Below are 13700 nucleotides of genomic sequence, written 5' to 3' on the forward strand. Positions count from 1 at the left end.
TTGGACCGCTGCTCCCCTGGCTACTCTGCGGCGGACCAGTCGGTCTGTACAGCTGCAGCCGGTGAACGGAGATCTTTCATGGCACTCGATCGTCGCTCGTTTCTGATCGGATCCGGTGCTGCCGCAGTGCCGTTGCTGTTGGCCGGATGCGGCTTCGTCAGATCCAGCCCGTCGCAGCAGACCGAGGGCACACTCACGTTCACCACCTGGGGTACCGATGCCGAGCTGGCCGGCTTCCGGGACTCGATCAGCGCGTTCGAGGCGGCCAATCCCGGGTCGACGATCACCCTCAACGCGGTGCCGTACGAGCAGATGTTCACCAACATCGACGCCCAGCTGCAGGCCGGGAATCCACCCGACATCTTCCGCGTTCCGTATTACACGTTCGGTGCGTACGCCGGCCGCGGCCAACTGCTGGATCTGTCGCCGCTGTTGGCGTCGGACACGCGGGATCAGTTCACCCCGACCGCATGGGCGGCGGTGCAGAACGGCGGAATCCCCTACGGCCTGCCGCACCACACCGATACCTCGGCGATTCTGGTGAACCGAAACCTGTTGTCGCAGGCCGGTATCGACTCGGTTCCGACAAGCCTGGACGACGCCTGGACGTGGGACGAGTTGGCGTCGATCGGCGATCGACTGCGTTCCTCGCTGCCGGCCGACAAGTACCCGTGGGCCTACAACTGGCAGGGCAACGGCGTCACCCGCTGGTTGAGTCTGCTGTTCCAGGCCGGCGGGTCCTTTCTGGCCGAGGACCAGAAGACTCCACTGATCGACTCCGACGACGCACGTCGAGCCGTCGAATTCTCGTCGTCGTTCTTCTCGAACGGCTATGTGCCGGCGAACAACACCATCGCGTCGTCGAGTTACGCCAGCGAGGCGTGGTTCTCGCAATCGGTGGCCATGGTGTGGTCGGGTGCATTCCAATTGCCCGACGCCGATGCGACGGCCAGTTTCGATTGGACGGCCACCTTCGCACCCCGAGATCGCCGGGGCGGCGGCGACTTCGGTGGCAACGCACTCGTCGCCACGTCGCAGACCTCGCAGCCGGAGCTGGCGGCGTCGTTCCTCGAGTTCGTCACCCAGCAGGAACAGATGCGCAACTTCTGCAGGGCCGCCTCGTTGCTGCCGACGCGTACCGATCTGCTCAACTCCGACCTCGAGTTCGATATCCGGTCGGAGCTGGCCCCGATCTTCGCAGCTCAGGCCACTACGGTGCAGCCGCAGGATGCCGCTCAGGTCGCGTCGCCGTCGATGTCGGCGATCATTCCGGTTCTCAAGGAGCAACTCGATCTTGCGTTCGCCGGTTCGCAGGATGCCGCTGCCACCGTCTCGGCGTTGCAGAGCGGAATCGCCGGGGTCACCGGCGCATGACGGCTGTAGTACGAGCGAAGACCAAACGCGCCGGGGCCAGGAAGGAAGCGTTCGCGGCCGCCGGATTCCTGGCCCCCAGCTATGCACTGTTGGCCGTGTTCGTCCTCGTTCCTCTCGTCGCCGCGTTTGTCGTCAGCCTGCAGCAGACGGACGGCTTCGGTGCAGGTGAGTTCGTCGGGGCAGCCAATTACGCACGCCTGGTGGATGATCCGCTGTTCTGGCGGGCGCTGATCAACACACTGCTGTTCACGGCGTTGGTCACTCCGCTGTCGATGCTGTTCGGTCTGATCGCGGCCGTCCTGCTCAACTCCGCGTTGCCGGCGCGGCCGCTGTGGCGTTCGCTGGTGATCCTGCCGATGGCCGTCTCGGGCGTGGCCACCGGACTGATCGGCATTCTGGTGTTCGACCAGAACTCGGGCGTGCTCAACAATCTCATCGGTTTCCTCGGGCTGCCTGCTATCGACTGGCAGTCCTCCCCCGGGCCCGCTTTCGCGTCGATCGTCATCGCCACGGTGTGGTGGCGCACCGGGTTGAACATGCTGATCTATCTGGCCGGTCTTCAAGGTCTCGGTCCCGACCTCTACGAGGCGGCCCGGCTGGACGGCGCGAACGCATTTCAGCGCTTCCGCAACGTGACGGTGCCGCTGCTGGGTCCCACGTCGTTCTTCCTGCTGGTGCTCAACGTCATCTACTCGTTCCAGGTGTTCGATCTGGTCTTCGTCCTCACCGGCGGCGGACCGGGCGGGGCGACGTCGGTGCTGGTCACCTACGCCTACGAGACGGGCTTCGTCACCCGCGATCAGGGCTATGCCGCATCGATCGGCATGGTGCTGTTCCTGTTCGCCCTCACCTTCGCCGCCGCGCAGTGGCGCGCGAGCCGAACGAAGGATCTGGTCGAATGAGCGGGCCGAGAAACGCGTCCGCTCGCCGCGCACTGGTGCTGCGCACCGTGATCATCGCCGTCATCGGCCTGATCACCGTCGCACCGCTGTATTGGATGCTGGCCGTGGCGTTCTCGACTCGCGGGGAATTGCTGGGCGGGGGTGAGCTACGGTTGTGGCCCCGCCAGGTGACGTGGGAGAACGTCACCCGCGTATTCGACTCGTTCCCGGTCGCGACGTGGCTGGGCAACTCGATCGCGATTGCCGTCGTGGTCACGATCATCACCGTGGTGACGAGTCTGCTCGCGGGATATGCGTTCGCGCACTTGAAGTTCCGATTCTCGACGCCGCTGTTCTTCATCGCGCTGGCAACGTTGGTACTGCCCGTGCAGGTGATCATGGTGGCGCTGTTCCGCATCGTCGTCGGACTCGGTCTGTACGGCACGTACTGGGCGGTGATCCTGCCGAGTTCGGCGTCGGCGTTCGGGCTGTTCCTCGCGCGCCAGTTCATGCTCGGCATTCCCCGTGAGCTGCTCGAGGCGGCCCGACTCGACGGTGCCGGGCATTGGCAGATCTTTCGACGCGTCGTGCTGCCGCTGTCGGGACCGCTGATCGCCGTCCTCGCCTTCATGAGCCTGCTGCAATCGTGGAACGACTTCGCGTGGCCGCTGATCGCACTGCGGGAGAACGAGTTGTTCACCCTCCCCATCGGCCTGCTGTACCTGCAGGGCCAGGCGAACAGCGACTACGGTGCCACGATGGCGTTCGCGCTGATCAACGTCGTGCCGATGGCGTTGCTGTTTCTGTTCTTCCAGAAATACTTCATCGCCGGATTCGCGCGCAGCGGTATCAAGTAGGCCCCACTCCAGGGTGCCTGAGGGCGGGTGAGGTGCCCCGCCGGTTATGGTGCAAGCGACTACGAGGTCGCAGCCTGTGCCGCGGCCCGCCACCGTGAGCGAAGGGGATCGTACGACGTGGAGATTTCAGGAACAGCAGCACTTGTCACCGGCGGGGCATCGGGCCTCGGTGCCGCAACGGCCGCACGTCTGGCCGCCGCGGGCGTCACCGTCTTCGGACTCGATCTGCCACAGTCCATCGAGCGGGCCGGAGACAGCGTCCCGGCCGGGGTGACTCTCATTCCGGCAGACGTCACCAGCGAAGCCGAGGTCGAGGCCGCACTGGACACCATCGTCGAATCCGGAGTGCCGCTGCGCATCGTCGTCAACTGCGCGGGGGTGGGCTGGGCGGGCCGCATCCTGTCCAAGAAGGGACCGCACGATCTAGAGCTGTTCCGCACCGTCATCACCATCAACCTGCTCGGTACGTTCAACGTGATGCGCCTGGCCGCGAACCGGATGCAGTCGCAGTCGACCGTGGACGACGCAGGCCAGCGCGGCGTCGTCATCAACACCGCATCGGTGGCGGCGTTCGAGGGCCAGATCGGCCAGATCGCCTACACCGCTTCCAAGGGCGGCGTGCACGCGATGACCATCACCGCAGCTCGCGACCTGGCGCAGGTCGGCATCCGCGTCAACACCATCGCCCCCGGCATCGTCGACACCCCGATGCTGGCAGGCGTCACCGAGGAATACCGTCAGGGCCTCGAGGCCTCGGTGCCGTTCCCCTCACGTCTGGCGCAGCCCAGCGAGTACGCGCAGCTGGTCCAGATGATCGCCGAGCACGACTACCTCAACGGTGAGACCATCCGCATGGACGGCGCGATCCGCATGGCTCCGCGTTAACCTCTGACCACTGGCGCGTGACCCCGCCGATCGAGGCGGGGTCACGCGCGAGCGCGCAGGTCCGCTACCGTCGGGATTTCCTTCTCCGCGCGGTCGGACATCCACTCGCGCAACACTTTCGTTGCGAGCACGTCGTCCTCGTTGTAGACGAGCAGTCGCTCGCGCTGCGTGTGGTCGGGCTCGGCGTCGTATCCGACGGCCTCCCGGTACCACCCCATCGACGCCTCGCCGCCGGCTTCGTCGTCACGCCACGAAAATCCTGCGACCGGCGCAATCTTCTTCAGTCCCTTGCCGTTCGGGCAGATGAACTGATCGCTCACGGCCTGGTAGATGTCCACCCACTGCTCACTGTCGATGAACTCGCGAATCTGCGCCTCGGTGGGAACCCCGGGAACGTCCGCGAAACGGCGTGCCGAGTCGAGCAGCCACTTGTCTTCCGCCTGTCGCGAATAGCAGTACGCGGCAAAGGTTTTACCGCGCGCGGCGGCGTCGGCCCTGGTGTCCATCAGCCAGTTCCAGAACACCGCGAACGAGCGTCCCTCGTCGACGGTCGGCAGCGGATCCCACGTGACGAAACCCCGATACGACGGCGGCGGGCCGCCCGCCTCGGTGAGCAGCGTGCCCCACAGATACGCGCCGTGTTCCTGGTAGCTCTCCATGTCCACGTCCACCTCGACGTCGGCGCGATGCACCGAGACGGTCTCCGAGCGCCGGAGCAGCGGCACGTCCGCTCGCCAGGCCAGCGCGGCGGACACGGCGTCGTCGAAGTTTCCGAACGGCCACTCCTCGGGAGCCGGGCCGGTCCACTGCGCCAACTCGTCGATGGTGCGCACGCCCGCGCTGCGCAACACCTCGGCGCGGGACCCGGAGGCGACAAGCGAGACGTCCCGAACGGCTTCGAGTTGCGGCTTGCAGTCGAACCACCATGCACACGAACGACATTCGCTCACCTGGGAGGGCACGGTGAACGCGACGCCCTGGGCCACCTCGAGCCGGTCCGCGAAGCGGATGTCGTATTCGTCGAGGACCGTCGTGAGATCGTGCACCAGCATGCATTCACCCTTGTAGCCCACCGCGCCGCCGACGGGTGTGGCCGTGGCCAGGCCCTCGTGCGCGAGCATCCGATACAGGTGCGCGAGCCGGAGTTGATCGCGCAGCTGGCTGCGCACCTTTCGAGTCTCGTCGATCGCCGGAGACCACTGGTCGAGCGGAGTGGTGCGCGCGCCACGGCCGGGGTCGGTGACCTTGTGGTTGACGACGATCACCGGGATGTATCCGCCCGCCGCGTCGCGGACCAGCAGTTCGCTGCGCCCGCGTCGTCCGGTGTCGCGTTCGAGGGGCAGTACCGCGTTCCAGATGCGTTCCACGCCGGTCCGGCAGGCGGCGACGGTCGCGTCGGCAGCCTCTCGGGCGGTGGGTTCGTCGATCTCCATCCACCGCGTCGAATCGTCCACGGCCAGCTGCGCGCGGACGTTCTCGCGGTGAGCCTGAGCTGCTTCTCGACGCTGCCGCACCCCTGGGTTCTCGGGTTCACCGCGCAGCAACGATCCGTACGCGGTGTCGAGATAGAGCCGATGCCTGCACCGCGTCAACGATCCGGCATCGAGCAGCACGGGCACAGGTGATGTGGCTGCCGCGCCTCGTTGACCGTTCACACTGTTAGACACTAGGTCAGCCCTCCGACAGCCTGCACAGATCAGCGCCCGATAGGGTGTGGGTAACGCACTGTCCCGCCTAGCAGCACACGTCAGGAGCCTTTTCGATGGGTTTGTTCCGCAAGCGTAAGGGTCGAGCCACTCGCAAGGCAGAGGCCAAGGCGCTCAAGCACAAGGCAACACTCGAAGCGAAGCTGGGCGCGAAGAACGAGCGCAAGCAGTTGAAGTCGATCGCCAAGGCGCAGCGCAAGCTCAGCGCGGTGGAGGCGAAGTCGCAGAAGAACGTCGAGAAGGCCCAGGTCTCCGCTCTCAAGGCGCAGCAGAAGGCCGCGGTACAGGGAACGCTCAGCGTGGCTCAGATCCGCAAGTACCTCGGCATCGCTCGACTGCTGATTCCGGTGCTGGCTCCCATCCTCTACCGCGGTGCGACCGTCGTTCGCGCGCAGCTGGACAGCCGCAAGGCACAGCAGCTCGGTGTCGCTCCCGACCAGCTCAGCGAGTACACCGGCCACGGCGGAAAGCTCAGTGCCCGCATCGCCGGTGCCGAGAAGTCGCTCGACACCATCGGTGCGCGCCACTCCGATCCCGAGACCAAGAGCTTCGGTGCCGCGATCAGCGAGCGTCTGGACGATCTGACCACCGCCGTCCGCGCATCCGAGCAGATGCCGCCCGCTCGCCGCAAGACCGCGCACGCCGCGATCTCCGCAGAGCTCGACGGCATCGAGGCCGATCTGCTCGCCCGCCTCGGCGTGCGCTGAACCCTGCACAACCGATGACCGACAGCTCTGCCGCCCCGCTTCGCGGCGGAGCTGTCGGTATCGTCACCGCGGCGCTCGCGGTGGCCGCTCACGGCATGGCCGGCGGCGGTTGGCCCGACGGTTCCGCACTGGCTCTGCTCGTCGTCGTCAGCATCGGGGTGGGTGCCATGACGGCCCTGCCCAGACGTTCGACCGTCCTGCTGCTTCCCGCTCTGCTGGGCGGACAACTCGTCGCCCATATCGCGCTGAGCCTCGGCAGTGCAGCGGAGATGCACGCGCATTCACTGTTGCCCAGCACAGCGATGATCGCCTTTCACGCGGCCGCCTCGGTCGTCACCGGCCTGATGATCGCCGCGGCCGAGCGCCTCTACGGCCCCATCACGTCCATCGTCCGAGCGATTCTCGCGCTCCTCACTCCCCTGCCCGACGGTTCCGCCGTCGGTCGCGTGTCCATGTCCGTCGCGGTTCCGTCGGTAGACGGCACCGCTCTGGACTGGGTCATTTCTCGTCGCGGTCCCCCGATGTCGTCTTGCTCGTTCCGCGGGCTCCACTCGCGGTCGGCATTCTGACCGACACCCTTTTCCGCTTCTCTGCACAGAAATGACCCAACCCATGAAGAGCTCTCTTTCCCGTGCCCTGTTCGTCTCGGGAGCCACCGTCGGCGCACTGCTGATCGGCGCAGGCGCTGCGTCCGCGCACGTCGTCGTCTCCGCTCCCGACGCCGCGCAGGGCGGCTACTCGGTGCTGACGTTCCGCGTTCCCACCGAGTCCGATACCGCCTCGACCAGTTCGGTCAAGGTGACCCTCCCCGGCCTCAATTCCGCTCGCACACAGCCCGTTCCGGGCTGGACATCCACCGTCGAGAAGGACTCCGCCGATCTCGCGGTATCGGTGACGTGGACGGCGAACCCCGGTTCCGAGGTCGGGCCAGGCCAGTTCCAGCAGTTCCTGCTCTCGGCGGGCCCGCTGCCCGAGCAGGAGACCGTCTCGTTCCCGGCCACCCAGACCTACACCGACGGTGAGGTCGTCGACTGGAACGAGCCGATGACCGAGGACGGTAGCGAGCCCGAATTGCCCGCTCCCACCCTGACTCTCGCCGCGGCCGGCAGTGATGCGCACGGCAGCGCCCACACCGAGACCACCGCCGCCTCTCAGGCGTCGACGTCTTCGGAGGACAACACCGCCCGCTGGCTCGCCGGCGTCGGACTCGTGCTCGGTGCCGTCGGCGCAGGCCTTGGCATCGGTGCAACGCTCAGGGCGCGGCGCTCATGAGATCACTGGTCCTGTCCACGAGGGCGCTGGTCGTCTCGGTCGCAGCACTGCTGATGCTGTTGATCGCCGCACCGATCGCCTCGGCTCATTCGCAGGTCACCGGGTACAGCCCGGCCGACGGGTCCTCCCTGGACGCGTCTCCGGCCACGGCGTCCGTGTCGTTCAACGAGGTGCCGCAGTCGCAGTTCGCCACACTCAACGTCGTCGGGCCCGACGGCAACATCTGGTCGAAAGGTGATGCGCGCATCGAGGGCCAGAGCGTCGTCGTCGACGTCGGCGAGCTGGGGCCGGTCGGCGAGTACACCCTCGCGTACCGCATCACCTCGGCCGATGGCCATCCGGTCAGCGGCACAGCGTCGTTCACGCTGACGCAGGAGGGGTCAGGGACTCCGGGGGCACCCGCCGACGCGTCGGGAAGCGCAGAGGAGTCCGAGGGCTCGTTCCTCGGCGGCTACGGTCGGATCGCGCTGATCGCCGTGGCGGTTCTGGCCTTCGCCGGGGCATTGGGATTCGCGCTCCGTAAGCCCAAGACCCGGAAGTAGCACCGACGTGGCTGCGGTGGGCGAGAGAAGTGTTCGGCTGGTACTCGCCGCCGCAGCTGCGGCGCTGGTGGGGGTCGCGGCAGCGTTCGCGCTGGCGTTCCCCACCTTTCCCGGTGGGTCGTCGTGGCTACGGGTGATCGCGGTGGCGTCGGGCTCGGTGGTGTTGGGGTTCGGGGTTCTCGCAGTCCTGGACGCCAGTTCCGATTCCCGACGCCCCGCCGTGGACCCGCCGGTGATGTGGCGCGCGATCGGCTACCTGTCGGGACTGTGGGCGGTGGCCGAGTTCGTTCTGCTGGCCGCCGCGGCAGCCGATTCTGCCGGTCGCACGCCACTGACGTTGTCGCCCAGCGCTTTCGCCACGTTCGCCACCTCGATCTCGGTGGGCCGTCTGGGTTCTGCGACGGTGATCCTGACGCTCACCCTGTGCGCCATCGGGGTGGCCGGGTATCGACTGAGGGCGAGCTGGTCACCGATTCCGGTGGTCGTGCTGGCATCCCTCGCGCTGGTCGCTCGGCCGATCACCGGGCACATGTCTCAGTTCACGTTCGGGTCTTTTGCCGTCGCCGTGCATGTGGTGTGCGCAGCGGTGTGGCTCGGCGTCCTGGGTGCGATGGCGCTGAGCCTACGGAGCAAATCCGCGTGGGCGACGCTGTTGCCGGTCTATTCGCGAGTCGCGTTCTGGTGCGTCGTCGGGGTTGCCACCACCGGAGTGCTCGACGCGGTGCTGAAGCTGGACAGCCTTGCTGCCGTGGTCGAGACCGGTTACGGCCGAATCGTTCTCGCGAAGCTTCTCGTCACGGTGATCCTGATCGCGTCCGCTCACCGAATCCGTGGGACGTGGTTACCCACCGTCGCCGCGCACCGATCCACTGTCGAGCACTCGGTGGGCCGAGCCGCAGCGCACATCTGCCTGCTGGCGGTGGCGTTCGGCTTGGCTGCGGCGCTGGCGACCACTGCATAACCAAGCTTGTCGGCGCTCTGTACTAGCCTGGGTGCATGCCGAAGTTGACTGTGGTGCCGGGTGGTTCTTCGGCACCTGCGCTCGGTCGGATCCATACTGTCGCGGAGTTCTTCGCCGGTATCGGCCTGGTGCGAATGGGCTTGGAGCAGGCCGGTTTCGAGGTGTCGTGGGCCAACGACATCGAGCGCGACAAGCATCACATGTACCGCCAGCACTTCGGTGGCGAGGCCGGCCATTTTCAGCTCGGCGATGTCGCACGCACTCGAGGAGACGATCTGCCCGAGGGGCTGTCGTTGGCGTGGGCGTCGTTTCCGTGCACCGATCTGTCGTTGGCCGGCGGCCGGGCCGGGCTCGCGGGTAAGAACTCGTCGACGTTTCGTCATTTCACGCGGGTACTGAGCGAGCTCGGTGATGCTCGACCCGAAGTGGTGACGCTCGAGAACGTCGTCGGGCTGGCGACCAGTCACGGTGGAGACGATCTGGCCGCAGCGGTCCGGGAGCTCAACCAGCTCGGTTACTCCGTGGATGTCCTCACCATCGATGCTCGACGCTTCGTTCCGCAGTCGCGTCCGCGCCTTTTCCTGGTCGGTGCACAGAATCCCCCGGAGGACGCGCGCGATCCCAACAGTGAGCTTCGGCCGGATTGGCTGCAAGCGGTGTACGGCGATTCGACATTGCTGACCCATCGGGCACCCTTGCCCAGTCCGCCGATTCCGTTGACCAGTGGCCTCGGTGATCTGGTCGAGCGCATGGACTACCGCGACGAGCGGTGGTGGGATGCAGACCGTACCGCAGCATTCGTGCAGTCCTTGTCGCCGATTCAGTTGCAGCGCATCGAGATCCTGAAGAAGGCCCGCAAGGTCAGCTACCGTACCGCCTACCGTCGCACCCGTAACGGCGTCGCCGTCTGGGAAGCTCGCCCCGACGACATCTCCGGTTGCCTCCGTACCGCCCGCGGCGGTTCGTCCAAACAAGCGGTGGTCAAGATGGGCAACGGCCGGTTGCAGGTGCGGTGGATGACGCCACTCGAATACGCCCGCCTGATGGGTGCCGGCGAGTACACACTCGACGGTTTGCGAAACAACCAGGCGCTCTTCGGTTTCGGTGATGCGGTGTGCGTTCCCGTGGTCGCCTGGCTCGCCGAGCACTATCTGATGCCGCTGGTCAGCGGGACCCTGAGTTCGACAGCCGCACATGTCCAGTCACGGTAAGTCCTCGCTGCGGTCGTCCGCCGTCGCTCCGCGCAAGAGCACTCTGCCCGCGGACGACGTGCAGTCCTTTCGCACCGCACTGCGAGAAGTGCTGAGCGAGAAAGACAATCAGGGCCGAGTATGGTCGGCGGCCAAATGGGGCGTGTATGCGTTCTACGATTACGACGGTGAGCCGATCTACGTGGGGCAGACCAAGGAGAAGCTCAGCGTCCGAGTGCAGCGTCATCTGACCAACCAGCGAACCGACGCCGTCGCGATGCGGGTACTCGACGTCTTCGAGGTCGCCGAGATCGAGATCTGGCCTCTGTGGCAGTACGAGGATCTCAAGAAGTCCGACGGCGCAGAGCAGTTCCGCGCAGCCGAGCGCGATCTGAATGCGCACGAGTACACGGCGTACCTCGAGGCCATCGACAAGTCTCGACACAAGGCGATCCTCAACGAGAAGATTCCGCCGGTCTCGGAGCCCATCGCACTCCCCGCGTCACTGCGTCGGTCGCTGATCTCCGAGCAGACCCGCCGCGAGCGCGGGCACCCCGACATTCGCATCGCGCGCCGCGCCGAGACCATCTCACGGCTGGCAGCCGTCACTCGCGAACGCGGCGAGGTCTCCGAGGGTCTACGACGCGTCCTCGTGGTCCAGGCCGTGCGCCTGGCCTACCTGTCGGCCGAGCGACTCGCCTTCGTCGAGGGGCATCCCATTCCCGATCCCGCCGCGATCGACGTCACCGCGCTGGTGGGTTCGGTGCTGCACGAGCGCGCCCCGGACTCGGACGACGAGCCCGAAGACATCGAAGGAGCCACAGACCCAGAAGGCGAGTTGGACCTGTTCAGCGAGTTCTGACTCGGGTCGTCGTACGCTCGCCCTGTGCCGCTCCCCCCTCACGTTGCCGATCTCACCAGCATCGACCTGCTGCTGTCGGTCGCCGAGCTCGGCAGCATCGGGCGAGCGGGTCGAGCGCACGGCATGTCGCAGCCGGCGGCCAGCGCGCGCATCCGTGCATTGGAGCGACGGGTCGGCGCTCCATTGTTGAAACGGGGCGCACGCGGAACGGTGCTGACCGAGTTCGGCGAGCTGGTCGCGAGCTGGGCAGCGCCGGTCGTGCGGTCCGCCGAGGATCTGGCGACGGCCATCGCCACGTTGCACGCCGAACGCGTCGGCCATGTGCAGATCGCCGCGAGTCAGACTGTCGCAGAATATCTTCTGCCCCGATGGCTGGTCACGCTGCACACGCTCGTTCCGCACATCGTTCCGAGCCTCACGTCGGGCAATTCCACAGTGGTCGCCGAGAAGGTACTTGCGGGAGCCGCCGACCTCGGTTTCATCGAAAGCCTGAGTGTCCCTGCAGCTCTGGATCACCGGACCGTTGCCGCCGACGAGCTGGTGCTCGTGGTGGCACCGGATCACTCCTGGACAATCACTGCGCCGTCGGCCGCCGAGATCGTCGCCACCGCACTGGTGACGCGGGAGGCGGGGTCGGGAACGCGCTCGGCCTACGAAAGCGCGGTGGCTGCAGCGGGTCTCGGGCAGCCGATGTCGCCGTTTCTCGAGGTCTCCTCGACGACGGCGATCAAGTCCGCCGTCGGTGCGGGAATCGGCGGAGCCGTGCTGAGCTCGTTGGCCGTCGCCCCCGAGTTGGCCGCGGGAACCCTGGTCCGCGTACCGATCCCAGGACTGACTCTGCGTCGTGAGTTGAGGGCGATCTGGCCGTCCGGCCGCATCCCCACCGGCCCCGCCGCTGAATTGCTGTCCGTGGCGGCAAAGACCCAGCCATAACGTCCAGTTATGGGTAACGAACATTTCGGTACCTACCGGACGTGACCGGCTACGCGCACGCTGAAGTCATGACCGTCACCGCCCTCACCCCCGCTGTGCATCCCAGGACTTTCGAGCACATCACCCCCAACTGGTTCGCCGCGGTGATGGGTACCGGGATCGTCGCCACTGCGGCCGCAACTCTGCCTGTGCAGTTTCCTACACTGCACGTCTTTGCCGTTGCGGTATGGGTGATCGCCGCTACGGCGCTAGCCGTGATCGGTGGAGCCTTCGCGCGGCATTGGATCCGGCACCGCGACCGGGCCGTCGAGTACGCCCGACACCCGGTGATGGTGCAGTTCTACGGCGCTCCGCCCATGGCGATGCTCACCGTCGGCGCGGGAGCGGGCCTGCTCGGCGCGGACGTGCTCGGACCGACTGCGGCCACCGCGCTGTTCGCCGGCCTGTGGACCGCCGGGACGATCGCCGGTCTGCTCACCAGTGTCGTCGTTCCGTATCGAATGATCACCGCGTCCGATCATCGTGACGTCGCAGCCCTGCCCGCGTGGCTGATGCCTGTGGTGCCGCCGATGGTGTCGGCGTCGACAGGGGCGTTGCTGCTTCCGCACCTACCCGAGGGCCAGTGGCGGCTGGCGCTGCTGTGCGCCTGTTATGCGATGTTCGGGCTGTCGCTGATCGTCGGGATGATCACGCTGACTCTGATCTACGGGCGCCTGCTGCACGGCGGTCTGCCGCCCGTCGACGCGGCCCCGACCGTGTGGATCACGTTGGGGTTGATCGGCCAGTCGATCACGGCGGCCAACCTGCTGGGCACCGACGCATCGATGGTGTTCACCGGTACACAGGCGTCGGTCGCCGTCGGGCTACACGTCTTCGGTATCGGCTACGGGCTGATCATGGGCGGCTTCGGAATGCTGATGTTCGCGCTGGCGACAGCTCTGACCGTGCACGCGGCACGCAGAGACCTGGGGTTTTCGCTGACGTGGTGGTCGTTCACGTTCCCCATCGGGACTTGCGTCACCGGAGCGACTGCCTTGGGTCATGCGCTGAACTTCGGTGCGGTGCAGGCTCTGGCCGTTGCCCTGTACGTCCTACTGCTCGCCGCCTGGCTCACCGTGGCCACCCGCACTGTTCGCGGAATCCGGCGCGGAGAGTTGTTGCATCCCGATCACAGGTGAGACAGCACGTTCACCACGTTGCCGCCCGCATCCCGACAGAAGAATCGGCGGACTCCCCATTCCTCGTTGGTGATCTCGTAGACGATCTCGAGTTCGGCGTCCATCGCTGCCCGGTACGCCGCGTCCACGTCGTCCACTTCGATCGATGCCGACGGATTGACCGGCCCGGTGGGATCGGTGGTGATCAGACTCAGCTGCGCCGCACTGTCGCCCGCCGGAGCGAGCGTGGCGATCCAGCCGTGATTCATCACCACCTCCATGCCGGTGACCTGGACGTACTTGTCCAGCGCCGCATCGAGATCGGTGACCGTGAGCAATGGCATCGCGCGCAGAACATCCATGCCCGGACTGT

Annotated in this window: 15 protein-coding genes; 13 read left to right on the forward strand and 2 right to left on the reverse strand. The window is 66.5% G+C overall.

Annotated features, from left to right (window positions below):
* Nucleotides 1-78: 78 nt before the first annotated feature.
* The 4 genes from CH283_RS12145 (at nt 79) to CH283_RS12160 (ending at nt 3997) form a co-directional block, all read left to right on the forward strand.
* A complete protein-coding gene (locus CH283_RS12145) occupies nt 79-1374 on the forward strand; it encodes an ABC transporter substrate-binding protein (RefSeq protein ID WP_094638515.1) in 1296 nt (431 codons plus the stop codon).
* Complete coding sequence (locus CH283_RS12150) at nt 1371-2276, forward strand: carbohydrate ABC transporter permease (protein ID WP_068045035.1); 906 nt, start codon at nt 1371-1373, stop codon at nt 2274-2276. Before CH283_RS12145 ends, CH283_RS12150 begins: the two co-directional genes overlap by 4 nt.
* Nucleotides 2273-3112, forward strand: a complete 840-nt coding sequence (locus CH283_RS12155) for a carbohydrate ABC transporter permease (RefSeq protein WP_068045038.1) — start codon at nt 2273-2275, stop codon at nt 3110-3112. Before CH283_RS12150 ends, CH283_RS12155 begins: the two co-directional genes overlap by 4 nt.
* A gap of 117 nt (nt 3113-3229) precedes the next feature.
* A complete protein-coding gene (locus CH283_RS12160) occupies nt 3230-3997 on the forward strand; it encodes an SDR family NAD(P)-dependent oxidoreductase (protein ID WP_068045041.1) in 768 nt (255 codons plus the stop codon).
* A gap of 41 nt (nt 3998-4038) precedes the next feature.
* On the opposite strand, the gene CH283_RS12165 is transcribed toward CH283_RS12160, so the two are convergent.
* The gene (locus CH283_RS12165) at nt 4039-5652 is read right to left on the reverse strand and encodes a TM0106 family RecB-like putative nuclease (RefSeq protein ID WP_373557616.1); all 1614 of its coding nucleotides are present in this window, start codon (nt 5650-5652) and stop codon (nt 4039-4041) included.
* A 107-nt stretch (nt 5653-5759) separates the two neighbouring features.
* On the opposite strand from CH283_RS12165, the gene CH283_RS12170 reads away from it, so the two are divergent.
* The 9 genes from CH283_RS12170 (at nt 5760) to CH283_RS12210 (ending at nt 13348) form a co-directional block, all read left to right on the forward strand.
* Nucleotides 5760-6410 carry a DUF6474 family protein gene (locus CH283_RS12170; RefSeq protein WP_037186611.1) on the forward strand — a complete coding sequence of 217 codons (651 nt, stop codon included), beginning with the start codon at nt 5760-5762 and terminating at the stop codon, nt 6408-6410.
* Nucleotides 6411-6424: 14 nt separating this feature from the next.
* The gene (locus CH283_RS12175; protein ID WP_068045053.1) at nt 6425-6979 is read left to right on the forward strand and encodes a hypothetical protein; all 555 of its coding nucleotides are present in this window, start codon (nt 6425-6427) and stop codon (nt 6977-6979) included.
* A gap of 43 nt (nt 6980-7022) precedes the next feature.
* On the forward strand, nt 7023-7682 hold the full coding sequence (locus tag CH283_RS12180) for a YcnI family copper-binding membrane protein (protein WP_094638573.1): 660 nt from the start codon (nt 7023-7025) through the stop codon (nt 7680-7682).
* Entirely contained in the window at nt 7679-8224 is a 546-nt protein-coding gene (locus CH283_RS12185; RefSeq protein ID WP_094638514.1) for a copper resistance CopC family protein, read from the forward strand. The genes CH283_RS12180 and CH283_RS12185 overlap by 4 nt, the downstream gene beginning before the upstream one ends.
* 7 nt (nt 8225-8231) lie before the next feature.
* Entirely contained in the window at nt 8232-9185 is a 954-nt protein-coding gene (locus CH283_RS12190) for a CopD family protein (protein ID WP_255183191.1), read from the forward strand.
* A 35-nt stretch (nt 9186-9220) separates the two neighbouring features.
* Nucleotides 9221-10396 (forward strand): DNA cytosine methyltransferase, encoded by a 1176-nt coding sequence (locus CH283_RS12195; protein ID WP_255183192.1) that lies wholly within the window; start codon nt 9221-9223, stop codon nt 10394-10396.
* Nucleotides 10380-11237, forward strand: a complete 858-nt coding sequence (locus CH283_RS12200; protein WP_068045131.1) for a GIY-YIG nuclease family protein — start codon at nt 10380-10382, stop codon at nt 11235-11237. Before CH283_RS12195 ends, CH283_RS12200 begins: the two co-directional genes overlap by 17 nt.
* 24 nt (nt 11238-11261) lie before the next feature.
* Nucleotides 11262-12170, forward strand: a complete 909-nt coding sequence (locus CH283_RS12205) for a LysR family transcriptional regulator (protein ID WP_094638513.1) — start codon at nt 11262-11264, stop codon at nt 12168-12170.
* A gap of 68 nt (nt 12171-12238) precedes the next feature.
* Entirely contained in the window at nt 12239-13348 is a 1110-nt protein-coding gene (locus CH283_RS12210) for a TDT family transporter (RefSeq protein ID WP_094638570.1), read from the forward strand.
* Here CH283_RS12210 and CH283_RS12215 read toward each other — a convergent pair.
* Nucleotides 13339-13689 carry a VOC family protein gene (locus CH283_RS12215; protein ID WP_176460228.1) on the reverse strand — a complete coding sequence of 117 codons (351 nt, stop codon included), beginning with the start codon at nt 13687-13689 and terminating at the stop codon, nt 13339-13341. The two genes, CH283_RS12210 and CH283_RS12215, sit on opposite strands and share 10 nt — an antisense overlap.
* Nucleotides 13690-13700: the final 11 nt, after the last annotated feature.

The organism is Rhodococcus sp. 05-2254-2 (genome assembly GCF_002259095.1).
Lineage (GTDB): Bacteria > Actinomycetota > Actinomycetes > Mycobacteriales > Mycobacteriaceae > Rhodococcoides.

Coding starts and splice junctions, on each gene's coding strand:
- CH283_RS12145 (WP_094638515.1), top strand. CDS start 79: ATGGCACTCGATCGTCGCTCGTTTCTGATCGGATCCGGTGCTGCCGCA.
- CH283_RS12215 (WP_176460228.1), bottom strand. CDS start 13,689: ATGGATGTTCTGCGCGCGATGCCATTGCTCACGGTCACCGATCTCGAT.
- CH283_RS12155 (WP_068045038.1), top strand. CDS start 2,273: ATGAGCGGGCCGAGAAACGCGTCCGCTCGCCGCGCACTGGTGCTGCGC.
- CH283_RS12170 (WP_037186611.1), top strand. CDS start 5,760: ATGGGTTTGTTCCGCAAGCGTAAGGGTCGAGCCACTCGCAAGGCAGAG.
- CH283_RS12180 (WP_094638573.1), top strand. CDS start 7,023: ATGAAGAGCTCTCTTTCCCGTGCCCTGTTCGTCTCGGGAGCCACCGTC.
- CH283_RS12195 (WP_255183192.1), top strand. CDS start 9,221: ATGCCGAAGTTGACTGTGGTGCCGGGTGGTTCTTCGGCACCTGCGCTC.
- CH283_RS12175 (WP_068045053.1), top strand. CDS start 6,425: ATGACCGACAGCTCTGCCGCCCCGCTTCGCGGCGGAGCTGTCGGTATC.
- CH283_RS12200 (WP_068045131.1), top strand. CDS start 10,380: ATGTCCAGTCACGGTAAGTCCTCGCTGCGGTCGTCCGCCGTCGCTCCG.
- CH283_RS12150 (WP_068045035.1), top strand. CDS start 1,371: ATGACGGCTGTAGTACGAGCGAAGACCAAACGCGCCGGGGCCAGGAAG.
- CH283_RS12185 (WP_094638514.1), top strand. CDS start 7,679: ATGAGATCACTGGTCCTGTCCACGAGGGCGCTGGTCGTCTCGGTCGCA.
- CH283_RS12210 (WP_094638570.1), top strand. CDS start 12,239: ATGACCGTCACCGCCCTCACCCCCGCTGTGCATCCCAGGACTTTCGAG.